Source organism: Thermococcus camini (assembly GCF_904067545.1).
Lineage (GTDB): Archaea > Methanobacteriota_B > Thermococci > Thermococcales > Thermococcaceae > Thermococcus > Thermococcus camini.
In genome coordinates, this window is the sequence record NZ_LR881183.1 from 1,039,988 (window position 1) to 1,064,114 (window position 24,127).

General features: G+C 55.0%; 26 protein-coding genes and 1 tRNA gene. 13 read left to right on the forward strand and 14 right to left on the reverse strand.

Annotated elements, in window-relative coordinates:
• The gene (locus TIRI35C_RS05635) at positions 1 to 1,731 is read right to left on the reverse strand and encodes a P-loop NTPase family protein (RefSeq protein ID WP_188202076.1); all 1,731 of its coding nucleotides are present in this window, start codon (positions 1,729 to 1,731) and stop codon (positions 1 to 3) included.
• A gap of 107 nt (positions 1,732 to 1,838) precedes the next feature.
• Between TIRI35C_RS05635 and TIRI35C_RS05640 the strand changes: the two genes are divergently transcribed.
• Positions 1,839 to 2,345, forward strand: a complete 507-nt coding sequence (locus TIRI35C_RS05640) for a hypothetical protein (protein ID WP_188202077.1) — start codon at positions 1,839 to 1,841, stop codon at positions 2,343 to 2,345.
• On the opposite strand, the gene moaC is transcribed toward TIRI35C_RS05640, so the two are convergent.
• Complete coding sequence (moaC, locus tag TIRI35C_RS05645; RefSeq protein WP_188202078.1) at positions 2,330 to 2,806, reverse strand: cyclic pyranopterin monophosphate synthase MoaC; 477 nt, start codon at positions 2,804 to 2,806, stop codon at positions 2,330 to 2,332. The two genes, TIRI35C_RS05640 and moaC, sit on opposite strands and share 16 nt — an antisense overlap.
• 98 nt (positions 2,807 to 2,904) lie before the next feature.
• On the opposite strand from moaC, the gene TIRI35C_RS05650 reads away from it, so the two are divergent.
• From TIRI35C_RS05650 to TIRI35C_RS05660, 3 genes are read left to right on the forward strand one after another with little or no spacing between them, the layout of a single operon-like run.
• On the forward strand, positions 2,905 to 3,834 hold the full coding sequence (locus tag TIRI35C_RS05650) for an ABC transporter ATP-binding protein (RefSeq protein ID WP_188202079.1): 930 nt from the start codon (positions 2,905 to 2,907) through the stop codon (positions 3,832 to 3,834).
• Positions 3,831 to 5,960, forward strand: a complete 2,130-nt coding sequence (locus TIRI35C_RS05655; protein WP_188202080.1) for a COG1470 family protein — start codon at positions 3,831 to 3,833, stop codon at positions 5,958 to 5,960. The genes TIRI35C_RS05650 and TIRI35C_RS05655 overlap by 4 nt, the downstream gene beginning before the upstream one ends.
• Positions 5,957 to 6,883 (forward strand): ABC transporter permease, encoded by a 927-nt coding sequence (locus tag TIRI35C_RS05660; RefSeq protein ID WP_188202081.1) that lies wholly within the window; start codon positions 5,957 to 5,959, stop codon positions 6,881 to 6,883. The genes TIRI35C_RS05655 and TIRI35C_RS05660 overlap by 4 nt, the downstream gene beginning before the upstream one ends.
• A 49-nt stretch (positions 6,884 to 6,932) precedes the next feature.
• Here TIRI35C_RS05660 and TIRI35C_RS05665 read toward each other — a convergent pair whose 3' ends face one another.
• The 6 genes from TIRI35C_RS05665 to TIRI35C_RS05690 are packed head-to-tail and all read right to left on the reverse strand — an operon-like array spanning position 6,933 to position 10,958.
• Entirely contained in the window at positions 6,933 to 8,372 is a 1,440-nt protein-coding gene (locus TIRI35C_RS05665; RefSeq protein WP_188202082.1) for an RtcB family protein, read from the reverse strand.
• A 60-nt stretch (positions 8,373 to 8,432) separates the two neighbouring features.
• Positions 8,433 to 8,894, reverse strand: a complete 462-nt coding sequence (locus tag TIRI35C_RS05670) for a methyltransferase RsmF C-terminal domain-like protein (protein ID WP_188202083.1) — start codon at positions 8,892 to 8,894, stop codon at positions 8,433 to 8,435.
• The gene (locus TIRI35C_RS05675) at positions 8,891 to 9,826 is read right to left on the reverse strand and encodes a tRNA (cytosine(49)-C(5))-methyltransferase (protein ID WP_188202084.1); all 936 of its coding nucleotides are present in this window, start codon (positions 9,824 to 9,826) and stop codon (positions 8,891 to 8,893) included. The genes TIRI35C_RS05670 and TIRI35C_RS05675 overlap by 4 nt, the downstream gene beginning before the upstream one ends.
• A gap of 9 nt (positions 9,827 to 9,835) precedes the next feature.
• On the reverse strand, positions 9,836 to 10,264 hold the full coding sequence (locus tag TIRI35C_RS05680) for an archease (protein WP_188202085.1): 429 nt from the start codon (positions 10,262 to 10,264) through the stop codon (positions 9,836 to 9,838).
• Positions 10,265 to 10,276: 12 nt separating this feature from the next.
• Complete coding sequence (locus TIRI35C_RS05685) at positions 10,277 to 10,732, reverse strand: type II toxin-antitoxin system VapC family toxin (protein WP_188202086.1); 456 nt, start codon at positions 10,730 to 10,732, stop codon at positions 10,277 to 10,279.
• Positions 10,701 to 10,958: a ribbon-helix-helix domain-containing protein gene (locus TIRI35C_RS05690; protein WP_167892153.1), complete on the reverse strand. Its 258-nt coding sequence runs from the start codon at positions 10,956 to 10,958 to the stop codon at positions 10,701 to 10,703. Before TIRI35C_RS05690 ends, TIRI35C_RS05685 begins: the two co-directional genes overlap by 32 nt.
• Before the next feature lie 91 nt (positions 10,959 to 11,049).
• On the opposite strand from TIRI35C_RS05690, the gene panB reads away from it, so the two are divergent.
• Both panB and TIRI35C_RS05700 read left to right on the forward strand, forming a co-directional pair.
• Positions 11,050 to 11,907 (forward strand): 3-methyl-2-oxobutanoate hydroxymethyltransferase, encoded by an 858-nt coding sequence (gene panB, locus TIRI35C_RS05695; RefSeq protein ID WP_188202087.1) that lies wholly within the window; start codon positions 11,050 to 11,052, stop codon positions 11,905 to 11,907.
• Positions 11,908 to 12,576 (forward strand): glycosyltransferase family 2 protein, encoded by a 669-nt coding sequence (locus TIRI35C_RS05700; protein WP_188202088.1) that lies wholly within the window; start codon positions 11,908 to 11,910, stop codon positions 12,574 to 12,576. It begins immediately after the preceding gene.
• Here TIRI35C_RS05700 and TIRI35C_RS05705 read toward each other — a convergent pair.
• Positions 12,554 to 13,408 (reverse strand): DMT family transporter, encoded by an 855-nt coding sequence (locus TIRI35C_RS05705; RefSeq protein WP_188202089.1) that lies wholly within the window; start codon positions 13,406 to 13,408, stop codon positions 12,554 to 12,556. The genes TIRI35C_RS05700 and TIRI35C_RS05705 overlap by 23 nt on opposite strands.
• 218 nt (positions 13,409 to 13,626) lie before the next feature.
• On the opposite strand from TIRI35C_RS05705, the gene TIRI35C_RS05710 reads away from it, so the two are divergent.
• Positions 13,627 to 14,064 carry a hypothetical protein gene (locus TIRI35C_RS05710; RefSeq protein WP_246454692.1) on the forward strand — a complete coding sequence of 146 codons (438 nt, stop codon included), beginning with the start codon at positions 13,627 to 13,629 and terminating at the stop codon, positions 14,062 to 14,064.
• A gap of 189 nt (positions 14,065 to 14,253) precedes the next feature.
• Here TIRI35C_RS05710 and TIRI35C_RS05715 read toward each other — a convergent pair.
• Positions 14,254 to 14,330, reverse strand: a tRNA-Thr gene (locus tag TIRI35C_RS05715).
• A 40-nt stretch (positions 14,331 to 14,370) separates the two neighbouring features.
• A complete protein-coding gene (locus TIRI35C_RS05720; protein WP_188202090.1) occupies positions 14,371 to 15,186 on the reverse strand; it encodes a phosphatase PAP2 family protein in 816 nt (271 codons plus the stop codon).
• Positions 15,187 to 15,294: 108 nt separating this feature from the next.
• Between TIRI35C_RS05720 and TIRI35C_RS05725 the strand changes: the two genes are divergently transcribed.
• Together TIRI35C_RS05725 and TIRI35C_RS05730 are read left to right on the forward strand one after the other, a co-directional pair.
• A complete protein-coding gene (locus TIRI35C_RS05725; RefSeq protein WP_188202091.1) occupies positions 15,295 to 15,741 on the forward strand; it encodes an HAD family hydrolase in 447 nt (148 codons plus the stop codon).
• 1 nt (position 15,742) lies between these two features.
• Positions 15,743 to 16,372 (forward strand): YigZ family protein, encoded by a 630-nt coding sequence (locus TIRI35C_RS05730; protein ID WP_188203065.1) that lies wholly within the window; start codon positions 15,743 to 15,745, stop codon positions 16,370 to 16,372.
• Here the strand turns inward: TIRI35C_RS05730 and TIRI35C_RS05735 are convergent.
• Together TIRI35C_RS05735 and TIRI35C_RS05740 are read right to left on the reverse strand one after the other, a co-directional pair.
• Positions 16,369 to 17,193 carry a hypothetical protein gene (locus TIRI35C_RS05735; RefSeq protein WP_188202092.1) on the reverse strand — a complete coding sequence of 275 codons (825 nt, stop codon included), beginning with the start codon at positions 17,191 to 17,193 and terminating at the stop codon, positions 16,369 to 16,371. The two genes, TIRI35C_RS05730 and TIRI35C_RS05735, sit on opposite strands and share 4 nt — an antisense overlap.
• A 5-nt stretch (positions 17,194 to 17,198) precedes the next feature.
• The gene (locus TIRI35C_RS05740; protein WP_188202093.1) at positions 17,199 to 18,047 is read right to left on the reverse strand and encodes a hypothetical protein; all 849 of its coding nucleotides are present in this window, start codon (positions 18,045 to 18,047) and stop codon (positions 17,199 to 17,201) included.
• A gap of 134 nt (positions 18,048 to 18,181) precedes the next feature.
• On the opposite strand from TIRI35C_RS05740, the gene TIRI35C_RS05745 reads away from it, so the two are divergent.
• Positions 18,182 to 19,276: an AAA family ATPase gene (locus tag TIRI35C_RS05745; protein WP_246454694.1), complete on the forward strand. Its 1,095-nt coding sequence runs from the start codon at positions 18,182 to 18,184 to the stop codon at positions 19,274 to 19,276.
• 99 nt (positions 19,277 to 19,375) lie between these two features.
• On the opposite strand, the gene TIRI35C_RS05750 is transcribed toward TIRI35C_RS05745, so the two are convergent.
• Positions 19,376 to 19,768 (reverse strand): hypothetical protein, encoded by a 393-nt coding sequence (locus TIRI35C_RS05750; protein ID WP_188202095.1) that lies wholly within the window; start codon positions 19,766 to 19,768, stop codon positions 19,376 to 19,378.
• Between the two features lie 61 nt (positions 19,769 to 19,829).
• On the opposite strand from TIRI35C_RS05750, the gene TIRI35C_RS05755 reads away from it, so the two are divergent.
• From TIRI35C_RS05755 to TIRI35C_RS05765, 3 genes are all read left to right on the forward strand, one after another.
• Complete coding sequence (locus tag TIRI35C_RS05755) at positions 19,830 to 21,605, forward strand: ribosome biogenesis/translation initiation ATPase RLI (protein WP_188202096.1); 1,776 nt, start codon at positions 19,830 to 19,832, stop codon at positions 21,603 to 21,605.
• Between the two features lie 221 nt (positions 21,606 to 21,826).
• Positions 21,827 to 23,014, forward strand: coding sequence for a cell wall-binding repeat-containing protein (locus TIRI35C_RS05760; RefSeq protein ID WP_188202097.1), 1,188 nt, complete (start codon positions 21,827 to 21,829; stop codon positions 23,012 to 23,014).
• 118 nt (positions 23,015 to 23,132) lie between these two features.
• The gene (locus TIRI35C_RS05765) at positions 23,133 to 24,125 is read left to right on the forward strand and encodes an AIR synthase family protein (protein ID WP_188203066.1); all 993 of its coding nucleotides are present in this window, start codon (positions 23,133 to 23,135) and stop codon (positions 24,123 to 24,125) included.
• The last annotated feature ends 2 nt before the right edge of the window (positions 24,126 to 24,127 follow it).

A 24,127-nucleotide genomic window follows, 5' to 3' on the forward strand; every position in this document is an offset into this window, starting at 1 on the left:
TCACTCCTGCCTGAAGGCTCTGAGGATCCTCTCGAATATCTCCCTCTCCTTCCCGCGCTTCCTCCTCGCGAGGCTCTCCACTATTAGCTCGGGGGTGCTACGCCCGAGCTTTCCGAAGACCGGCTGCCTGTCCACGATGAGGTTGAGGTTCTCATCAAGGCCTTTGGCTTCTATTCCATCGACTCTGGCAAAGGGGAGTTCTTTCTTCAAATCCTCTCCCAGGTGGGAGACTATGACAACGTAAAAGCCCTTCTCGTGGGCAATTTTGAGGAGCTCACCGATTATCTTCACCGCCGCGCCCGGCTCGGTTATGGCCTCGAACTCGTCTATGAGGATGAGCTTTCTGCCCGAACCCTTCAACGCACGGACGAATGAGCGGAGGGCGGTCTCAAAGGCCCCAGCACCGTAGGCGCTCCTCTTCCTCCTGAAGAAGAACAGCTCATCGAGGGGCTCAACCCAGGCCTTCTCGGCCGGCACGGGAAGGCCCATATGGAAGAGGATCGTTATCTGGGTCATCAGCTCCAGGAGGCTCGTCTTTCCGCCGCTGTTGGCACCGGTGAGGATAACCACCCTCTCGCCGCCTATATCTCCGGCTCCCGGGACTGAGAACTCATCGGGCGTTTTTCCGACTGCATAGCTGACCGGCTGGGGGTTTTCTATGAAGAGGTGCCTCCCGTTGATAAACGCTATTCCACCCTTCCAGAGCTCCGGAAAGGAAAAGCCCTCGGTGAAGTCTTTCACCGCCAGCAGGAAGTCAAGCTCATAAACCCTGCCGAGTTCCTCCTTGAGCTTGGGGAGAAGTGGCATTATCCTCTCAAGCACCTCCCTGCTCCTGATGTACAGTTCGACCTTAAGCTCCCTATCGAGCTCCTCGCGGAGCATCTCCACCCTCTCCGGAGGCACGGCCACAGGATACAGCTCCTCGCGGGAGAAGAGCTCAACGGTTATGCCGAGCATTTCGCTCAGCTCGTTCTCGGTTTCGTTGATTAAGTCAATAATTTCACCCTCAACCTCTCCAAAGTGCCTGAATATGGCCTCGTAGTTCCCGGCCTTGAGCTCTCCGAGGAAGTCGAGCAATTCCTTCCCGCTCAGCGTCAGGCTGAACTTCTCAAGTTTCTCTGCTATTTCCTCGTTGAGCTCGCGCTCTTTCTCGGCTATTAGCTCCTCCAGGCCATCGAGGAGCTTCCGCTTTCCCATGACCTCCCCAAGTTCGTTCAGCTCCCGGAGGATTTCTGAGGCGACGCTGCCTTCGCCGGTTAGCTCGCCGATTTTGGCTAGGGCCTCAAGGGTTTCCTTATTCTCCCATAGGGGCATGATGTAGAGTTCCGGTGCTATCTGGGACGGCGTTAGCTCGACGTCAATCCCGTAGCCAACGGTGCTGAGCACCAGCTGATAGCCCTCCGCCTCCTCTAAACCCGTCGAGACCTCGCAGAGTCCCAGGCTCTGGGCCCTTTCGAGTTCGCTTTCGTCAACTATAAGGATCCTGTCGTGGAGGTAATCGCGGCGGAATTTTATCGGCTTGACTTTGGCTATCTGCTCCCTCAGCTCGGCCCGGATTTTGGGGAGGTTTTTCCGGAAATAGTCCCGCCTGCGAAGAATTTCATCCCGCTCGGAGGTGGGTTCAAACCTATCGAGAAAGACCGAACTCCCAGGGAGGACTAGCCACCTCTTTATCTCCTCCCTGATTGCGCGGTATATCGCTTTAGCCTCGGGGTTCAGCTTGAGCGTCATCGCTAAGGAAATGGGCAAAGGACTAAAAAAAGTTACCTGAAGCCCGAGAACGGCAAATTTTATAAGCTTATGGAGTAACATCTGGACAATGTCATCGGGTGAGGTAGATGGTGATCGGGAGAATACTTCATCCCAGTTACCACGTCGCGGTTCTTGAACTCCAGAAGTTTGAACCCGACAAGATAGTCGAGGCATTTAAACGGAGAGGGGCTCACATCACTCTGCTGTCTAACGAACTCGACCCGGAACTTGAGATTGAATCCTTCATGTCTTCAAGCTACGGTGAGTACGTCTACCTCATGAAGTTCAAGGGAAAAACGTTCATCGCAAGGCATGGGAAACCCCTTGAAGGAAAGGACTGGAAAAGCCCAAAGAAGTTTATAGCCCGTGATGAAAACGGGCTGAAACGGTTAATCCTCAGCAGAATCTCATGGAAGGAGAGGCTGCTCCTTGAGCTTCCTCCCTTTGTCATATGGGCCTTCGTGATCTTTGAAATAATGAAAATGGTCGGGGACAACCCCATCATCAGCTTTGCCTGGATATTCGTGGGTTTCGTTCTCAACGAGGTAGCTAAGCTTTTCGAATATCTTCTGCTTGGCTACTGCGAGGGGTGAGCTTTGACCTTCTCCACGACTCTAATCTCTTCAATCCTCGTGGACGGATACTGACCGTTTTCGTCCTTCTCAACGGCCTTGACCATGTCCCATATCGTCAGAAGTGCAACTGTGACGCCGGTTAAAGCTTCCATTTCAACGCCGGTCTTGTAATATGCCCTGACCTCGCAGGTCGCCTCTATGTAGTCCTCGCCGAACTCGAAGGAGATGTCAACGCCTGTGAGCGGTATCGGGTGGCAGAGCGGAACCAGCTCGGGCGTTTTCTTAACGGCCAGGATTCCCGCTATCTGGGCGGTGGCTATAACGTTGCCCTTCTTCGTCTTCCCGGACTTTATCAGCTCAATGGTTTCGGGCTTCAGCTTTATCCTGCCCCTGGCGGTGGCCTTCCTAAAAACTTCCGTCTTATGGCCAACCTCTACCATCTTAACACCCTTTTCATCAACGTGCGTCAGCTCACCCATGTGGCTCCCCATTCTAATGGGGACGGTAAAGTTTAAAACCATGACTCCCACTTACACCTGAGATTATCAGGATCTTACTTCATAGAGGGGTGCATGATATGCCCACTCAGGCAATACTGGTTGAAAACCTTACCAAATCGTATGGAAAGTTCCGGGCAGTTAACGGCCTAAGTTTTGAGGTTCAGAGGGGAGAGGTGTTCGGCTTTTTAGGGCCAAACGGTGCCGGAAAAACGACCACAATACTCAGCATGCTGGGCATCATAATCCCCGATACGGGAAGGGTGGAAATACTGGGAATGGACATGTCCAGGAACCCTATCGGGGTAAAAGAGCGCATAGGGTACCTCCCGGAAAATGCTACGATATACGGCGAGCTGACAGCATGGAAAAACCTGGAGTTCTTCGCAAACTTTTACAGGATGTCGAACGCTGAGAAGGAGAAGCGAATAACCGAACTCCTGAAGATGGTCGGCCTCTGGGAGGTTCGCTATAGAAAGGCGAAGACCTTCTCCAAGGGTATGAAGCAGAGACTTCTGATAGCCCAGACGTTTATAAACGACCCCGAACTGCTCATCCTCGACGAGCCGACGAGCGGCCTCGACCCCGAGGGAGCTCACCTCGTCAAGAGGCTCATCAGGGAGGCAAAGGCCGAGGGCAGAACCGTCTTCTTTTCATCCCACGTGCTCAGCGAGGTCGAGGAGCTCAGCGACAGGGTCGGTATAATAGTGAAAGGGAAGCTGAAGGCCGTCGGAACCCTCGGGGAGATAAAGAGGCAGTTCATGGAGCTTGAGGGCTACGAGATAAAGGTTGAGACCAAGGAGCCGCTGCCGGAGATAGAGCATTCCGAGATAACGAGGGTCGAGCCGGTCGGACCGAACAGGGCCATAATATTTGCCAGAACCGACATAAGGGAAGACCTCTCCAAGTACCTCTCCGAAAAAGGCCTCACGATCCTGAAGCTCGATGTTGAAGAACCCAGCCTGGAGGACGTTTTCCTCCGGACTATCTACGGGAGGGATGGGGAATGAGAAAACTCCTGGTGGTTCTGCTTTCCTTCGTTCTTCTGTCCTCACTCGTTGCGGCTCAGCCTTACGTGACGGTGTTCGAGGACAGGATCTCCGTGGGGCAGACGATCGCGGTTGGGAACTACACGATAACGGTGGTCCAGGCCGCCGACGGGAGCTACTACCTGATGCTGAGGAACGGAAGCAGGATACTGGAACTGAAGCCCTTCGCCTTTGGAACCGAAATAGAGCGTGACGGCCTCAGGATACTCATGGGGAGCTACACCGCGCAGGGAGGCTTCATAGTCGTGTCCGTGAAGCCAGAGTTCGTTACGTCCCTAAAACCCGAAGTCGGTGCCAAGGCAGTTTTCAATGGGAACGTTGTCCGCGTTATCGCAGCGGGCAACAGGACCGTAGACGTCTCCGTGAACGGTGTTGCGAGGACTCTGGAGGTTAACGGAAGTGCCATCGTTGACCTCATAGCCCTGGAGTACGATGGAAAGGAGATAAAAGTATACGCCGCGGAACCCGCCTCGGAAACGGTCAGCATGGAATACTCGGTGTTCTACCCTTACGGGAAGATAAGGGTCTCCGGGCCCGTTGATGTGCCGATAACGATAACCAGCGCCTCGAACTCGGAGCTCAGACTGCCCCTCAGGGTCACCTCGATGCCGGAAGGGTGGAGGGCAAGCTTCCTGTACGGTGGTATCGAGGTCGAGGAGATAACGCTTCCCCCCAAGGGTTCGGTAACGGTCAGCCTTCACATTGAGCCTGCCGGTAGCGGAACCCTCAGATTCTCCATTGGAGACCTTCCGGGAAGCGTTCAGATAGAGGCCGCTGCCATCGGTGTCTCAATTCCGTATCTGGGCCTAGACGCAGAGGCGGGGCAGAAACTCGCGGTTCCAATAACCTTCACGGGAAGCGGCGCCGTGGAGTTCCAGGCAACTGACGTCCCGGCAGGATGGACGATGTACCTGACGGACGGCCAGTACAGGCTCAGGAGCTTTACCGTTTCGGGAACCTTCAGCGCCACCCTGTTCATCGAGATACCCAGGAACGCGACCCTTGGCGACCACAGGCTGAGCTTCACCATAAACGGGAAGGAATACGGCCTGACGGTTCACGTATACAAGACGTACCTCGGCCAGCCCGCGAAGCTGACGGTGATCCTGACCGACGGGAGCGGGAATCCATTGAAGGGATGGGTCAGCATCGGCGGAAAGAACGTTACGACGTCGGCAGTTGGCAGCGTTACCGTTGAGCTCCCAGCGGGAGAGTATAGAATCGCCGCCGGCGCTCCTGGGGCGGTCCCAATAGAGGAAGCTGTAAAACTGGGGGACGGCGAGGAGAAGACCCTCAATATAGCCCTAACAAAGGCGCCCTACTACTTCGAGGCCAGGCTCAAGAACGACGTTCTTACAGTGACAGCGGGGGCGAGTGCCAGCACGGAGATAACGATAACCAACCTCGGCTCCAAAGAGGACGAGTACCATGTCACGCTGGAGGGTCTCGAACCCGAGTGGAGCTACGTGATCAGCCGGGATCCCACCGGCGCAACGCCTATCGGCACAATGAAAGCAGGCCCCGGAGAGAGTGCCAGCGCGTACCTCGTTGTTATAGCCCCGTTCAACGCAGTGTCCGGAGATATAAATGCCAGGCTCATCATCACCGGGAAGAGCACCAAGGTTGAAATCCCAGTCATAATCAAAGTCGAGAACCCTGCCGCACTCTCCCTCAACGCTGATTATCCGGCGCTCACGGTCAAGGCAGGGGGCTCAACGGCCACCACGGTGTGGATTGACAGCATGGGGACCACGGTCACCAACATCAAGATAACCGCCCAGGCCCCCAGCGGATGGGAAGTTGAGGCGGTTCCCAGCAGCATACCGCGCGTAGGACCGACCAGAAAGGGAAACGTTGTGGTCAGCGAGGGTCCCAGCCAGTTTGAGTTGAGGATCAAGGTTCCCAAGTCAGCCCCCGCGGGGACCTACACCATCACCGTAACCGCCACCGGTGACCAGGCAAAGGCAGAAACCGTGATAACGGTCAGGGTTACGCAGGGCTCAAGCAGCGCTTATCTCGGAATCATCCTGCTCGTGGTCGTCTTCGGCATCGTGATATGGCTGATGAGGAGGGTCGGTAGGAGATGAACCCCGCCTGGAACATAGCTCTCAAGGAGCTATACACCTCGGTGAAGAGCAAGAGGTTCATCGTCATCATGGGCCTCTATCTCCTTATTTTTGGCCTCGCGGTCTACGGCATCAAGGACTACCTGATTCAGATGGGCGTTCCAGGCGTCGAATCCAACGAGTTCGGCCTGTGGGGAACCACGGGTGAGGTTTACATGACCCCCCTTGCGATGCTCTTCATGATAAACATGATGATAATCACCGTCATTGGGGCGGTCCTCGGAGCCGCCCTCGGATCGGACGCAATAAACCGGGAGGTTGAAACCGGAACGGCCAAGGTTCTCCTGGGCCACCCAGTTTACAGGGACGAGGTCATCAACGGCAAGTTCCTTGGAATGGGGGCCCTGATAGTACTGACGAACCTGGTGGTATACGTTGCCATCATCGCCGTGATGCTCATACTGGGAATACCCGTTGATGGGGACTCGCTCCTTAGAGGGTTCCTGGCGATCCTGGCGACGATGCTTTACACGCTGGTATTCCTCTCAATTGGAGTGCTGTTCTCAACGCTCTTCAAAAAGCCTGAGACCTCGATGCTCGCCACAGTTGGTCTGGCGATTTTCCTCACGGTCTTCTACGGCATTGTGGTGGAGATCGTGGCACCAAAGCTTGCAGGACCAGAGCCGCCTTGGGGGACGAGCGCCCATGAGGTCTGGCGGGAAACCGTGAACACATGGATGGCGAGGCTCCACTTCCTGAACCCCGCACACCACTACGCCCAGCTCGTTCAGTACATCTTCGGAGGCGACAGATTCCTCAACTACTACCTCCCCCTTGGAGACTCCTTCACCTACGGCTTCAACAACCTGGCGATACTGCTGGTCATGCTATTCCTGCCCTTTGCCTTCGCCTACGTCAGGTTCATGACCAGCGACATCAACTGACTTTCCGCTTTTCTATTTGAAGATTTGTAAAGAACAGGAAAAACCGAAATCAGCCCTTGGCGACGCCCATCGGGCGCATTCTCGCCACGAGGTTCGCTATACCTGCCTGGTGGACGACGTTGACGACGTTGTCAACGCTCTTGTAAGCTCCAGGTGCCTCCTCGGCAACGACCCTCAGCGAAGCCGCGCGGACGTAGATTCCCCTCTGGAGGAGCTCATTCCTCAGCCTGTCCCCGCGGTACTGTCTGGTCGCGGCGTGCCTGCTCATCAGCCTTCCGGCACCGTGGCAGGAGCTACCGAATGTTTCTCTCATCGAGCCCTCGGCTCCGGCCAGGACGTAGCTCGCGGTTCCCATCGAACCTGGAATGAGTACGGGCTGGCCAACATCGCGGTAGGCCCTCGGCACGTCGGGGTGGCCGGCAGGGAAGGCCCTCGTGGCACCTTTCCTGTGGACGACCACCTTGACTTTCTTCCCATCGACCTCGTGCTCCTCGACCTTCGCTATGTTGTGAGCCACGTCGTAGACTATATGCATCTCCATGTCTTCTGCTTTTCTCTTGAAGACCTCCTCGAAGCTCTCCCTGACCCAGTGGGTTATCATCTGCCGGTTGGCCCAGGCGAAGTTTGCAGCTGCCTTCATCGCGCTGAAATACCTCTGCCCCTCCTCCGTCTGGAAGGGGACGCTGACGAGCTCACGGTCAGGCCACGGCACGCCGTACTTTCTGTTGGCCTTCTCCATTATCCTGAGGTAGTCGCTCGCCACCTGGTGGCCCAAACCGCGCGAACCTGTGTGAACCATCACAACGACCTGTCCCTCAAAGAGGCCGTAAGCTTCCGCTATCTTCTCGTCAAAGACCCTATCAACCACCTGAACCTCGAGGAAGTGGTTTCCTGAGCCGAGGGAACCGAGCTGTGGAGCGCCTCTCTGCTTCGCCTTCTGACTGACGGCATCTGGATCGGCCCCTTCCATCCTTCCGCCTTCCTCCAGGTGCTCTAAATCTTCTTTCCAGCCGTAGCCGTTGTCAACTGCCCACTTGGCACCGTCAGCGAGAACATCGTCCAGCTGGCTCCAGTGGAGCCTTACACGGCCCTTGCTTCCAAGACCGCTCGGAACGTTCTTGAAGAGCGTGTCCACGAGCTCCTTGATGCGGGGTCTTACTTCTTCTTCTCGTAAATTTGTTCTAACTAACCTGACGCCGCAATTAATATCGTATCCGACGCCCCCGGGGCTTATCACGCCCTCTTTGACGTCAAAGGCCGCGACACCGCCAATCGGGAAGCCGTAGCCCTGATGGCCGTCGGGCATGACTATGGAATACTTGTATATTCCCGGGAGCATCGCAACGTTGGCGGCCTGCTCAAGGGTTCTATCTCCGCGCATCTTCTCTATCAGCTGGTCGTCAGCGTAAACCCTGCCCGGAACTCTCATGCGCTTGTCGTACTTCGGTATCTCCCAGCGAATCTTATCTACCCTTTTCAGCGGCACCATCCTCCCACCTCCGTTTTAGATTACCCTAACGTTATTTTAAGCTTTCGAGGGACGGAAATGTTACTCCAGCTTCAGCCTCCTCTCCCTCGGCACGTAGTTTATGAGCCTTCCTTCTTTCGCTTTAGCGGAGCCGAGGAAATAGCTCCGCCACTTGACGATGACCCAGCCGTGGAGTTCTTTGTCTTCAATCTCGACGCTCTCACCGGCCAGATACCGCTTGGCCCTCTCGTCGTCCAGCACGACAACGTTCTTCGTGGCCTTTGGCCCAACGAGGAATGACCCCTCGATGCTCAGCCTTATCCCATCGCTCTCTATTCTCCCGAAGTACACCCCGTTTCTGTCGGGGCCCCTGATTTCAAGGGAGCAGGGCTTCCATGCGTAGACCTTGTGATACCTCCCGCGTATCTCGTAGAGGAGATCAGGTGCATAGCCGTAGTTCTCGATGAGAAGTCTCCTTACGAGTTCAATATCGCCCGTCTTTCCGACTTCTTCTCTGGGGTTGGTGGCGTTTCCCCCGCTCATTCCGCTCCCCCCGCCTTGACTATCTTGGCTATGAAGAACGCCTCAGTATCGTTGTCGTTTGGATGAATTCTGAGGGCTTTTTTCAGCTCCTCAGAGTAGGTTCTCCCCTCCCACTCAAGGACCGGCTCGCTGGTCTTCACCGGCAGATCTATCGGCTCAAGCCTCGCGTCGGTCTTCCGGAGCAGGTAATCGACAACCTCTTCGTTCTCTATGGGATCTATGGTGCAGGTGGAATAAACCAGCGTTCCGCCGGGCTTGAGCGCCCTATAAGCTGCCATAATGAGCCTCTTCTGGATGTTCATGTACCGGACAACCTCTTTCATGCGCCACTCCGTCAGGAACCTCCATTTCTTCCGTATCATGCCAACCGAAGAGCACGGGGCGTCGAGGAGAATTCTGTCAAAGGCCTTCTCAAAACGGCCAAAGTAAGCCCCGTCTTTTGTGGTTACGCGGGTATTTAAGACGCCCATCCTGTTGAGGTTCGCTATGAGGACGTTGGCCCTGCTGAGCTTCGGGTCGTTTGCTATTATACAGCCCTCGTTCTCCATGTATTGCGCTATTTGCCCGGTTTTCGAGCCAGGTGCTGCCGCCATGTCGAGAACCAGCTCACCTGGCTTCGGATCGAGTACCACCGGGGGAATCATGGAGCTCGCTTCCTGGCCGAAGATCAGGCCAAGGCTGTGTTCCGGCACCTTCGCGAGGTTGTCAACGTTGATGAAAAAGCCCTCGCGAACCCAGGGGATGGGTTCGAGCTCGAACTCCTCCTTAAGCCTCTCAACGACCACCTCAAGCGGAGCCTTGAGGGTGTTCACCCTTATGCTCTGCCTGAGCGGTTTAACTAAAAACTCCCAGAACTCGTCCGTGTCTTCGAGCATCGAATAGCGCTCGTAAAAGACGGGATTGGTTTCTTTAATCCTGTCCCTCGCGCTCATGGAACCACCTCAGATGTCCGGAACCAGCTGCGCCATCCATCTCCCGTCCGGTAGCCGCTCTATCTTCATCTCGTGGTAGGTTATCGCCTTCACCTCTTCCTTCGGCTCGTGCTTCTCATAATCCAAGGGCTCACCGCAGGCTTTGGCTTTAAGTCGGTAGCCCTCCGTGGTCTTCTCAATCTCAACGTCAACGTCTCCAAAGACCAGCCCTTCCATGTCGTGGAGCACGAGAAGCTCCTCAAGGAAGTTGTAGAGGAGCGCCATCATGTCTCCGCCCTCGGCCTCGACCTGGCGGCATTCTTTGCTCTCGACCTTCCTCACATCAACCATCACGTCAAAGAGCGCCAGCGCAACGGCCTCGAAGGCTTCCTCAAGGCTCTCGCCGTAGCCCCTGATTCCAACGTCAGCCGTGTGCTCGTAGTGCTCCCACTTCCTCATCTTCTCACCTCCTCATTCCAGTAAGACTGTCCTGAGTCCCTCCTTCCGGGCAATCTCACCGAGCCTCTTATCAGCGGTGTAAAACTCATGAGCGGACTCGTATTTGGCCGAGACTATCTGAAGTGCATCGGCCTGATAAATATGGTGTCGCTCTATAATTTCCCATGAATCCGCCAGAAGCATGGAGTGGACGGGAACTATCTCCAGGACTCCGATGGTTGACATCCTCTTGACGTCTGTCAGGAAGGCCCTCCTTACGAAGTCGTGGGTCTTCTCGTCGAGTTCTCCCCGTCTTCTCTTCCTATCAAAGACTCCCAAAGCCTCCCCGACGTTCCAGAGACTCGTTATGAGTTTGATTTCCCCGCTGTAGGCCTTTTTGTAGAGTTCTTGGATAACCTCGCTTCCGCTCTCCTCTATGTAGCGTTTAATGAGTGCGCTACTGTCCAAGTAGACTCTTCTCGCGTTCATCCCTCATCTCCCTCACTAGTTCGGATGCCGGCTTTCCCTTGGCCTTGACAGGCTCGAACCATATCGGAATGTCTGAATCGTCTACATTTATCAGCTCCCTGACTATGTAGTTCCTCATTGCTTCTTCCAGTAGCTTGCTGACCTCGCTTCCCTCCCTGATTGCCAGTTCCTTGAACTCCTTCCACAGCTCCTCATCCACGTAGATGCTCGTCTTGACCCTACCCATCGAACCACCTGTAATGAATTACCGACATAAGTATATAAACCCATCGAAACCGTTAATTAGACCGCCCTCCAACCCTCCAGAGGTGGAGAACATGAGGGAGATAACGGCGCGAAGGATTATCGAGATGAAGGGGAAGGAAAGGATCGCGATGATAACCGCCTACGACTACCCGTCCGCACTGATAGCCGACAGGGCAGGGATGGACATCATCTTCATCGGCGATTCCCTGGGAATGGTTGTTTACGGCGAGGAAAACACGCTCAACGTCACGATGGAGCAGATGGTCTTCCACACCAGGGCGGTCTCGAAGGCCGTCAAAAGGGCACTCGTTTTGGCCGATATGCCATTTGGAAGCTATGAGATCAATATCGACGAAGGCGTTAGAAACGCCGTAAGACTCATTCAGGCCGGAGCGGATGCTGTGAAGATAGAAGGGGGCTACGACCACAGGAAACTCGTTAAAAAGCTCGTCCGCATGGGCATACCGGTTATGGGGCACACCGGGCTTACACCGCAGCGCTACCTCCGCCTTGGAGGCTATCGGCTGATGGGAGAGACTGAAGAGGAAATTGAAGAGATCCTCCGCGACGCTAAGGCACTTGAGAAGGCCGGTGCCTTCGCCGTAGTCTTGGAATTTACACTGGCAGATGTTGCGAAGCTTGTAACCGAAGAAGTCTCAATTCCCACCATAGGCATCGGTGCCGGGCCCTACGTTGATGGACAGGTTCTCGTCTGGCACGACCTCCTGGGAATCTACGAAGAGACCCCACCCTTCGTCAAGAAGTACGCCGACATCGGTGGGATGATGCGCCTGGCGATTGAGAGCTACCGGGAGGAGGTTAAGGGCGGCGTGTTTCCGGGCAGGGAGCACTACTGGGAGTTCCTCGATAAGGAGGACTTCAGGAAAAAGGCCGCGCGTGCCCTGGAGAAACTGAGAGAGGAGGATTAAATGCTGGATGGAAAACGGGTAAGCGTTGTGATTCCAGCGTACAACGAAGAAAAGCGCCTTCCCAGCGTTCTGGAGGGGATACCTGACTTTATCGACGAGGTAATAGTAGTTGACGACGGCTCCGGCGATGGGACTTATGAGGTGGCACGGGCGTTCTCCGAGAAGGACCCCAGGGTAAAGGCGATCAGACTAGAGAGGAACTGCGGCAAGGGCTGCGCAATGAGGAGGGGCGTTGAAGAAGCCTCTGGGGACGTGATAGTTTTCATCGACGCCGACGGACAGCACAAACCTGAGGAGATAAGGAACCTCGTGGAGCCTATAGTCCGCGGTGAGGCCGATCTGGTGATAGGGGCAAGGAAAGTTGAAGAAGCCGGAAAGAGACCCCTCCACAGAAGGCTCAGCAACATAATAACGACTCGCCTCATACGCCTCAAGCTGCGGCAGTACGTCTACGACACCCAGAGCGGCTTCAGGGCGTTCAGCCGGAAGTTCCTCCCGGAGATAGAGAGCAACCGCTACGAGGTCGAAACCGAGATGCTGATTAAAGCTGCAAAGATGGGAGCACGAATACAGGAAGTGCCGGTGAGTATGATATACGATCCCTCCCGGGAGGGACGTTTCGGGGTCAGGGACGTGTTCCGCTTCATCAGGGCGTACCTTCGGTTTTGATTGCACTTTTAACCTTTATCGCCCCCAGGGTTCCAGCAGTTATGAGAGCGAAACCAGCGGCGTGACGGAGGGTCAGCGTCTCCCCCAGCAGTACACTGACGCCTATTGCAACTGCCGGGGCCGGGGTTATTATGGCCGTTGCCTTGGAGAGGTTGATGCGCTTTATCGATCCGTACCACACGAGCTGGCCAGCCGCTATCACCAGACCCTCGGCGATTACAAAGCCCGAGAACTCAAGTCCAGACGCAGCCGCCAGAGGCAGGAGAAGGAGGAAGCCGAAGGTGTTCCGCAGGGCCGCTATCGTCTGAGGGCTGTAGGGAAGCCTTTTAGCTATAACGTGGCCCAGCTGCCAGAAGAGGGGCACGAGGAAGAGCAGAAGATCACCCCGCCTGAGCTCAACCGAATGTCCGGGAACCATAATAAGAACCAGGCCCGTCAGGATAACGAGGGAATACGCCACAAGGCGCTTCGTTATCCTCTCCCCCAGAAGGAGCCACGCGAGAAGGAACGACCACAGCACCTCGCTCCTCGTTATGAGGGCGGCGTTTATTGCGGTGCTCATCCGGGCCCCAAAGGAGTACGCAAGATAAGCGAGCGCAGTTCCGAGGAAACCGACCAGAAACGCCGGTTTTATTCCGGTAGGATTTTCACGGATCTCATCCAGCCCCCCACCCCAGCCGACCGCTGTCCAGAGAATGAGCGATGCAACTAGGGCAGAGAGAGCAGCAAAACTGATGGGGCTGGTTGGGTTGGATTTTATAACAACTGGCTCAAGTCCGTATATCACCATCCCCAAGAGCGCCAGGGCGGTTCCCATGGCTTCGCGCCGCATACCCAGGTTTTGGTTCTCAGGGTTTATAAACCTCCCATTGGTGCACCTGAAGCCGACGGCGGGTGGACAGTACATACGATGTCCCAACATCCTGGATTTTGTCCAAGTACGTGATAAAATAGCAAAAGTTGGGGATATTAGTAACAAAATCAGTCAAAATTAAGACTTTGGGTCACAATGTTTAAATAGGGCAGTAGCTATTTATAAATTTGGGGGGGATGAGGATGGCCGCGATAACCGTGAGGCCCCTGACCCTGAAAAAAATGGAAGCTCTCGGTTTCTCCCTAATGATAGTGGCAGTTGTGCTTATGGCCACCGCGGTGTGGGGGGGCTCTCACAGATTCCAAGAGGACGTCGTGCTGAACTCCGGGGAGTACTATCTTTACACGCTCAACGGCCATCAGTGGAGCACCGTGTACTTTTCGATAAAATCCACAGGGCCGGTGACGGTCTGCATCACCGATGGAACCGGCGTGGAAATGCTCAAATCTGGAGAAGGGCCCCTGTGCTTCTTCAAGGCGGAGGACACGACCAGCATTGAGAAGATCTGGAGGTTCCCGGAGAAGGGTCACCTCTACTTGGTGCTGGTCCCGGCCCCGGGTACCCGGCAGGCCAGGGTCTCAATTACTGTAAAGAGCGGACTGATTCTGTGGTGACATTTTTCTTTTGCAAGCCTCGCCCATTAGGGCGGGGAGGAGGTCAGCATCTGGATGATCTGACTCGGTCAAGGCTTGAATGTTAGGATCTCCACGGTTGCAACGTATAACAGGAGCTGTTTTATTGAGGATGCGATTTTACAACGGCTTTCGACTAAAGGAGTAGCTTTCGGAGAAGGAGGACGATTGTGGAGCCGGGAGCGGGATTTGAACCCGCGACCTGCGGATTACGAGTCCGCCGCCCTGCCGAGCTAGGCTACCCCGGCACCCGATGTTAAAGACCAGCGGGGAGTTTATAAGCTTTTCTCAGGGGCCACCAAGGAGCCCCCCGAAGATGGCCAGGGCCCTGGCGGGATCGGCCGCCACTATCAGAACTATGACCGCGAGGAGAAAGTTTAAGACTGTGACCCTCTGGAGCGAGGAAACCTCCCACCGGTATATGCCAGTGGATATCCTTGCGCTCCATTCCCAGGGGGCCTTCGACACAGCCATGCCCAGGAGGAAGCCTGTAAGGACATCGTAGATCCAGTGGTGCCCAAGGAACACCGTTGCGAACGGTATAAGGCTGTTCGTGAGTATCAGGACCTTTCCGCCGAGGCGCTTCCGGTATTTCCACAGGGTGAGTATGTTTATCATTATGAACGTGTTGTGAAGGGAGGGGAGGACGAATTCCTGCCTCGTCAGGAGAGTATTGCTGGAAGTGTAGCCGGGCAGGTTGTAGACTATATGCGGGGCGTAGATGTGAGCTATTAGATATATTACGCCCGCGACGGCGTATGCCATCAGGTACCGGGCAAGCAGTCGGTCGGACGCCTCCAGATCCCTCAGATACAGCAGGAGGTAAGCAACGATAAGGGCTATGGAACCGGCAAAGCCGAGATAGTACACGACGGTAAAGAGTGCGTGGAGGGGCGGCACACCCTTGGTGAACTCCACCAGGCCAACGACCAGATCCCTCGACGTGAGGGGGAGTCTGAGAAACTGTGGCGTTAAGTCCAGGCTCCAGCGCCCGATGACGCCGTACAGAACGCCGAAGGCAACCCACCCAAAGTAGCTGAGGAAGAACGCGTTCAGCCTTACTAGCACCTCCGGATCTTCAAGGCGCCGCTGGAGCATGTTCATAACTTCTACCTCCAGGTAGTCAAGCCTTTAACTTCACCTTCTTGAACACTGCAGGTTTGACTCCAAGCCTTAAAAACCTTACACTCCAACCTGTGATGGTGAACGGGCATGGAGATTCCGAACTACGGGAACCTTGAGATAAATGCGGTACTTTTTGACCTGAACGGCACCCTGGCGGAGGGCGGAAGGATCGATAACGAAGTTAAACACCTCATAGAGAGGCTCGCGGATAAATACACGGTCGTCGTTCTGAGCGCGGACACCTTCGGGACGCTGGAGGAGGAGTTTAAAGGTCTTCCCCTGAGGATCGAGAGAGTTTCGAGCGGTGCCGAGAAGGCGGAAATCGCGAGGGGCTACGGACCCTATATAGCAGTTGGAAACGGCAACAACGACGTGGCAATGCTCGAAGGTGCAGAGCTTGCCTTCTGCGTGATTGGACCGGAGGGAGCAACGATTGATGCCCTCCTCGCCAGCGACGTAGTGGTGAGGGACGTTAAGGACGCCATAGGCATGCTCCTCGACGAGAAAAAGCTCATAGCAACTCTCAGAGGGTGAGATAAAGGTGAAAACGCTGAAGGGTGTCGGAACAGCGGAGCTGGTGATCAAGAAGTCCGTCTTCATAGGCTACGCATCACCCGCGGAGAAGGAAGAAGAGGCCAAAGCATTCATCGCAAAAATCAAGGCCCACCACAGTGACGCAACTCATAACGTTTCCGCATACCTCATCAACGACGGGAAGAACTTTGCAGTTCGCTACGATGACGACGGCGAGCCCAAAGGCTCTGCCGGGAAACCGGTTCTCAAGGTAATCCAGAATAAAGGCCTGAGCAATGTTGTAGTCGTCGTTACCCGCTACTTCGGCGGCATAAAACTCGGCTACGGTGGTCTGGTTAAGGCGTACAGCGATACTGCAAGTTTGGCCATCGAGAACGCGGGTATAGTCGAGGTTCACGAAACGGAACGCTTCCAGGTGACTTTTCCCTACAGTCTCTTTCACCATGTCAGGGAGACCATTGAGAATTCCGACGGGAGGGTCGTTGGAGAAGACTACGGCGAGCTGGTAACCTTCACCGTCGAGACGAGAAAGGGCGAGGCGGAAAAGCTGATGGAGCTTTTGACGGAGAGGACGAGGGGGAGGGTAAGGCTGAGGAGGCTCTTCATGAGTTCGTTTGAGGGGAGCCTCTAAGTTCTCTTTTTCATCCCCCTCAAGAAACCCTGTATCCTCCAGAGGAGGAGAAGCAGGGGATAAAGCGGCACCGGGACGGCATAGAAGGTAACCCCCTCCTCGGTTCTTCTGGGAACGAGTTTATACACCCTCGGGTTCAGCCCTCTGGAGCGCAGCAGCTCTTTTTCGTTCTCTTTGTGGGCCTGTATGACTACATCGATGACATCAGCGTCTTCAGAACGCCTCCTCAGAATGTCAATCAGTTCTTCGCAGGTTTTTGCGCTCTCGTTCTCGAAGAGAAAATCCTCGAACACGGACCTTCTCTCTCCCCCCTTTATCCTGCGGCATAGCTCAAGCATTAAATCGTAATCCTCAACATCATGCACCCTGTTGAGAACCCTTGAGATCATGTAAGTCCTCATGGAGCGCCCCTCAACATGTAAAGCCCAAGCAAACGCCTCACGGAGAACTTTTATTCCCTCCGGAGTGTTTTCCAGGCACTCATACACATCCAGTAGAACGTCCACCTTCTCCTCTGGTTCGGGGATGAGATAGATCATATCACGAACCTTCCGAACCCGTTCTGGGGTGCATTCCTTGAGATACTCCTTGAAAATTCTTCCAATTCCCCATGAGATGTCCTCCAACTCATCCAGGAGTGATAGCACCGTGCTGGTAGCTTTTTCAAGCCCATCCCGTTTGAGGAACCCAAGTCCAAGGGCCACAACGTCGTGGGAGTAGTCCAGAAGTTCTATGTCGTTGAGTTCATGACGATTAACGCTCCTGAGTGCCCTCTCCGCGTCATCAAGCTTTCCAGCTCGTATTAGCTCATCCACTTCCATCTCCTTCACCTGTAAACGAGGTAAATAGGTTCAAGTTTGAGTTCCCGCCTCACAAAGGCCCCGAGGAAACACCTGAGACCCCGCTTGAATTCCCCCATTTTAAGGCCCTCAAGGAGCTCGCGGGGATTCTTAATAAAACCCGAGAGGAAGTAATCCTTAATTATCTCAGCGAGCAGTCTTTCGGAATTCCCTGCCAGTGAGAGGGCCTTGGTGAGTTCTCCCCTCAGTGCCAGCTCAACGCAATCGTTCCAGTAAAGGGACTCACGGTTAGTCTCAACCAGTTCTTCAATGGCCTCTTCGCAGTTTTCGATGTCCCTTCCGATACTTCGAAACAGCTTTGCCCTCGTAGGCCTGAGAAGTTCATGACAGACCTCAAGTGCCTCCCCTGGGTTTTTGGTTAGAATTGCCATTCTGAGAAGGGCCAACCTGCAGAGTTCCCTGTGATAGTTCCCCCTGGGGAGGTTGCAGATGAAAAGAACCCCTGGAAGGTTTATTTTTCGCAGTGCCTCTGTGGTTATCCTGAACACCTTGCGGACGTTCTCCCCGGCCAGGTGGAGGTTTTCAATGACGGTCACACTGTCCCAAGTTTTCCTTAAATATTCCACGAGCAGATCGGGTTCCGTTTCGTTGCATGCCTCAAGCAGGTAAAATGCCGTCCTGTCTCCTCTGAGGGCGAGAAGCCGTGCCTCCCAAAGGATTAACATCTTAACATTGTCTGAACAGCCATAGCGCTTTATGAGTGGAACCAGCTCACTGTACCGTCCCTTTTTTCTAAGTCTGCGGGCAACCTTGTAAGCTATCTCCTCAGGGTTGTCGCCATGCCGGACGGAGACCTGGAGGGATAAAATATCCATGTAGTAGGGTGCACTGGATGCCTATTAAAAATTTATCCTGACCTCCAGAGAAACACTTAAATTTACACGGCATGTAATTTACATGGGGTGTAAATTACATGGGGTGTAAAAACTTCTTCCGAACCAGACCGGTGATGGAGGAGGAATGTCTCTGGGGAGAGGGCCACAGAAAGACCGTTGAGAGCCTTCTCAGGGCAGTTCTCCGGGGCAATGCTGCGGTTCTTCTCGGTCCGAGAAGGGTGGGAAAAACGAGTGTGGTTAGTGTGATGGCAGAAAAGCTGCGGAGAAAAAGGGGACACCACTATGTCTATTTCAACTTCTCCCGATTCCTCGGGTCGAAGGCGATTTCAATATCCGATATAGAACCCAAGAGAACATCGCTGAAGATGATAACGACGAGCAAGAGCTATACACTATCTTTCAGGGGCCTCAGCGTGGAGGTGAGAAAAACGAGCATCGAGGAGTTCAGCAGGGACTTTTCAAGGCTGGTCAGGGTATTGTCTGAGAACGCCAGGCTGGGTGTTTTGATATTCGACGAAGCCCAGGTCTTAGCGAGACTGAAGAACCTCGACTTTAGAGGCCTTTTGCAGGAGATAACGGACAGCTATCCGAACATCTCCCTCGTTTTCACGGGTTCAATGCCGGGTATGCTGGTTGAATATCTGAATCCAAGCGCCGAAAGGCCCAACTTCATGCGCTCGGCGGAAATCTTCACCCTTCCAAGGTGGAGCACCAGTGAGGGGAAGGGCTACCTCATGGAGGGGTTCAGAAGTTACGGGATAAGCCTGGCGAACGAGCTGGAGCTCTCAAGAGCCGTTGAAGAGCTGGGAGGAGTTCCGGGATTCGTCTCCCATTATGGCATCACGGTCGTCAACTTCGTGAGGGATGGAAAAAGCCCGGAAGAAGCGCTTCCAATGGCCCTTATGGAAAGCAGGAGGTATGCGCTTGAGGAATGGCGGAAGGATATAGAGGCCTTTCTGAACGTCTACAACAGTGCGGTTTACATTGGAATTCTAAGAGTCCTGGCCAAAACTTATCCAAGTGCCCTCAGGGGGGCCGAAATCTACAGGAGGCTTCAATCCATAGGTCTTGCTCCTACCAGGGTACAGCACGTCTACAAATACCTCGAAACGCTGGAAAAGGCGGGCTTCGTTCGTTCATCGGAAAAAAGGTACTGGGTTGAGGATCCACTCCTCCGGGAGGCTGTTAGAACGTTTACCACCCCATAATACCATATGGCTTTTTACTTTTTCAGGCAAATGGGGGAAAATACTCAATCGAATTTCTGTGTGGGAGACTGTCGGAACTAATTGTCTTCACTGGAGGCATCAGGACCGCTCTGGCTCCACCAGCCAGTACGTCAGCAGGGCTATGGAAACAGTGTAGAGTATCGCTCCAACGGTTTCGAGGGGCCTGCCATCTGATACGCTGTCGGGGAGCCACGCCGTCAGAACAGCAGCTAGCAGTATGAACAGCAAAACCCCCAGGAGGCTCTCAACCTGGCCAAGCACCAGTCCTACGAACTGCACCGACAGGAAGGCCTCCAGCCCCACTTCTGACTTCTTCCGGGCCCTGTGGTACATTAACAGCGAGACAACAAAGACCACCACAGACGCTATCAAAAACGGGGAATATTTCACTATGTTTGAGGGCACATAGAACGCAGCGGGAGGAATCAACAGGAGCACCATCCAGAGGATGTCTCTTCCGTTGAGCCGCATGGATTGAGATATCCCGCAACCCTTTAAAAGGGCTTTCGGTAGGCTAACCCGGTGGTGAGTGATGAGGATAGCGGTCATCGATTACGATAGGTGCAACCCTGATAAGTGCGGCCACTTCCTGTGTGAGCGCGTTTGTCCAGTCAATCGAATGGGCGGAGAGGCGATAATCATAGACGAAGAAAACTACCGCCCGGTGATCCAGGAGGCGAGCTGTACGGGCTGTGGAATCTGCGTCCACAAGTGTCCGTTCAACGCGATAACAATCGTGAACCTCCCCGAGGAGCTTGAAGAAGGCTGCGTCCACCGCTATGGAGTCAATTCCTTCGTTCTCTATCGCCTTCCGGTCGTTAAGGACGGAATGGTGGTCGGTATCCTCGGACCGAACGGAACCGGTAAAACAACGGCAGTCAAAGTACTCTCGGGTCAGATAGTCCCGAACCTCTGCGGCTATAACGATAGCTGGGACGCCGTCATAAAGGCCTTCCGCGGCAACGAGCTCCAGAACTACTTCGAGAAGCTCAAGAACCGGCAGATTAAACCTGTGGTCAAGCCCCAGTACGTGGACTTAATCCCCAAGGCCGTTAAGGGCAAGGTTCGGGACCTGCTCAAGAGGGCCGACGAGGAGGGCAGGTTCGATGAGGTCATAAGGGAGCTCGAGCTGGAGAACGTCCTTGACAGGGACATAAAACACCTCTCCGGCGGTGAGCTTCAGAGGGTTGCCATAGCCGCGGCGATACTCAGAAATGCCCACTTCTACTTCTTCGATGAGCCGTCCAGCTACCTCGACATAAAGCAGAGGCTCAAGGTGGCCAGGATAATCCGCCACCTGGCCGATTCGGGCAAGGCGGTTCTCACCGTCGAGCACGACCTGGCGGTCCTGGATTACCTCAGCGATGTCATCCACGTCGTCTACGGTAAGCCCGGCGCCTACGGTATATTCTCCCAGCCGAAGGGCACGCGCAACGGAATAAACGAGTTCCTGCGCGGCTACCTGAAGGACGAGAACGTCCGCTTCAGGCCCCAGGAGATAAGGTTCACTAAATCCAGCGAGAGGAAGAGCCAGGAGGGCGAGATACTGGTCGAGTACCCGAGACTGGTGAAGGACTACGGCGGCTTCAGGCTCGAGGCCGAGCCCGGAATACTCTACATGGGCGAAGTTGTGAGCATCGTCGGCCCCAACGGAATCGGTAAGACCACCTTCGTGAAGATGCTCGCAGGCGTCGAGAAGCCCACCGAGGGGGAGGTCGACTGGGAGCTGAAGGTTTCCTACAAGCCGCAGTACATCAAGGTTGACTACGAGGGAACCGTCTACGATCTCCTGAGCAAGATAAACGCCGGGAAGCTCCTCAACAGCTTCTACAAGACCGAGCTCCTGAACCCGCTCGGCGTTCCGGACCTCTACGACAAGCAGGTGAACGAGCTGTCGGGCGGTGAGCTTCAGAGGGTTGCAATAACCGCGGCCCTCATCCGCGACGCGGACCTGTACCTGCTCGACGAGCCCTCCGCGTACCTCGACGTCGAGCAGCGCTTGGCTGTTTCGAGGGCGATAAGGCACCTGATGGAGAAGGAGGGCAAGACCGCCCTCGTCGTCGAGCACGACGTTCTCATGATAGACTACATCAGCGACAGGCTTATGGTCTTCGAGGGCGAACCTGGAAAGCACGGTAAGGCGCTGCCCCCAACGGGAATGCGCGAGGGAATGAACCGCTTCCTCGCGGGGGTCGGCATAACCTTCAGACGCGACCCCGACACTGGCAGGCCCAGGGCCAACAAGGAGAACAGCGTCAAGGACAGGGAGCAGAAGGAGATGGGCGAGTACTACTACGTCGCCCCGTGATTCTTTTTCTGCCTACTCTTTCCTAAACCCGCCCCAACCAAAATAACGGGATTTTGTGCCCCTATAAACTTAAATAAACGTTGGCTAACGTTGTTTAACGATAAGCTATGAAAAAGCCTGTAAAGAGGGACTATGCTGAACAAACATGAATCTAAGACTACGATTTCGTGAAAAAAGCTTAAATATGACAGTCTTCAAAAAGAAAAGCGAGGTGAAGCTCTATGGTGTGGAAAAAAGCTATTGCATTGCTCTTTGGTTTGATGATGGTGGCGACGACCGCCTCCTTCGGCCACGTGTCAGCCGCAGATACCAGCGTGACCGTCATACTCGTCAGCGACAACGAGGCTGACTGCACACTGGCTCAGTACCTCGCCAACATGACAGGCGCGGTGGTCGTGACGACCCCATGGGGGGTCTATGACCCGAACGTCACGGCGGGCGTGATGAGCTACGGCCCCGATAATGTTATAATAATTGGCGGACCCGATGCCGTCGTCGATAGGTACCTGGATGATCTAAAGGAGCTCAACATCACCGTCGAGCGCTGGTGGGGCAGGAACAGGTACGAGACCAACCTGGCGGTCATAGGAAACGCAACCGCCAAGCTCAGGATAAAGTTCGAGAACCACGTGATAGTGGTTCCCGGCAACGACACCGCCGCGATCAGGGTCGCCCTCAGGAAGGCCGTGAAGGTTCACGGGGTGATAATCTTCGCCAACGACACCACCAACATAACCAGAGTCATGATGAAGATAGAGGCCCACCCGAAGAACATGACACTCATCAGAAGCCATGTCATGGTGAGAATGACCGAGAGGCTCAGGGAGAGGTTCGAGAACCGCGTCGGGGCCAACGTCACAGAGGTCGATGTAAACATAACCCCTGAGATGGCGATGGAGGCCATCAACACGAGCGAGGAGCGCATTGCCTCCGCCGAGGAGCTGCTCGCGAACGTTACCCTGCCGCCCCAGAGGGACCGGGTCGCGGAGAAGATGCTGAACCTCGCCAAGAAGGAGCTCGAGAGAGCCAGGAACGCCTATGATGACGGTGAGTACGGAAGGGCCTACGGGCAGGCCATAGCTGCGAAGGCCCACGCCGAGTTCGTCATAAGGATGGCCTCAAACAGGTGGGAGACAGAGATCGAGAAGAACAACTCTATGCGGTTCCAGGTATACCTCTGGAGAATAGAGGTTCAGATCAGCGCGCTGGAAAGGGCGGGAATAAACACCACCGAACTGAAGGGACTCGTTGAGGAGCTGAAAACGGCCGTTAAGAACGGTGACTACGACGTCGCCGATACCCTGATGTGGAAGATACGCTACAAGCTTCTCGAACTCTACACGCAGGGAAGATGGAAATTCAAGGGGATCGAACGCCTCCCCGTTGGGAGGGGACACGAGCACCCGTGAGTCCTTTAATTTTTATTCTCCAATCCCCCACCGCAGGTTATGATGAAACGCCGTTTCTCAGAAATCCATTTAAGCACAGACATTCACTCCCCAGTGGTGCTGTCAGAGGGTGATAAAAATGCTGCCCGCGGGTAAAATTCCACCGGAAAAGCTCAGAGAGCTTGTTTTCAACCGCCTCGGGGCCAAGGGAGAGAGGGTGATACTCGGGGCCGACCTCGGGGTGGATGCGGCCGCGATAGACTTCGGAGAGACGGTTCTCGTTGCATCGACCGACCCCATAACCGGTGCCGGGGAGGGAATAGGCTTCTACGCGGTTCACGTCAACGCCAACGACGTGGCCACCTTCGGGGCCAGGCCGAAGTGGTTCCTCGTTTCAATCCTCCTCCCGGAGAACTCCAACGAGGCCATGCTCTCGGGGATAATGGAAGAGCTCCACAGGAGCGCTGCAAAGCTTGGCGTCGCCATAGTGGGCGGCCACACGGAGGTAACGCCGGGCCTCGACAGGCCGATAGTCGTCGGGACGATGCTCGGGGAGGTGCCGAGGGAAAAGCTTGTAACGTCGAACGGAGCCAAGGCTGGAGACGCGATAATACTCACAAAGTGGGCCGGCCTTGAGGGAACGTCGATAATAGCGGGCGAGAGAGCGGGGGAGCTTGAGAGAGCCTTCGGAAGGGAGTTCGTCGAGAGGGCGAGAGGGTTCATCGAGATGATAAGCGTCGTGGAGGATGCCCTCACGGCCAGCGAGGTCGGCGTTCACGCCATGCACGACCCGACGGAGGGTGGAATAGCGAACGGCCTTCACGAGATGGCAGACGCAGCCGGCCTGGGCTTCAGGGTGCACCTCGAGAGGATACCCATCAGAGAGGAGACGCTCAAGGTATGCCGCTTCTACGGCCTGAATCCCCTCGCCCTGATAAGCTCTGGGGCCCTGATGATAGCCGCCCCGAGGGACGGCGTGGATGAGATCCTGAACGCCCTTGGAGAGAAGGGCATAAACGCCTCCGTCATAGGGGAGTTCGTGGAAGACCCCGGCGTCAGGGTCATCGTTGAGAACGGGGAAGAGAGGCCCCTTGAGAGACCTGAGAGCGACGAGCTCTGGAAGGTGGTCTGAGC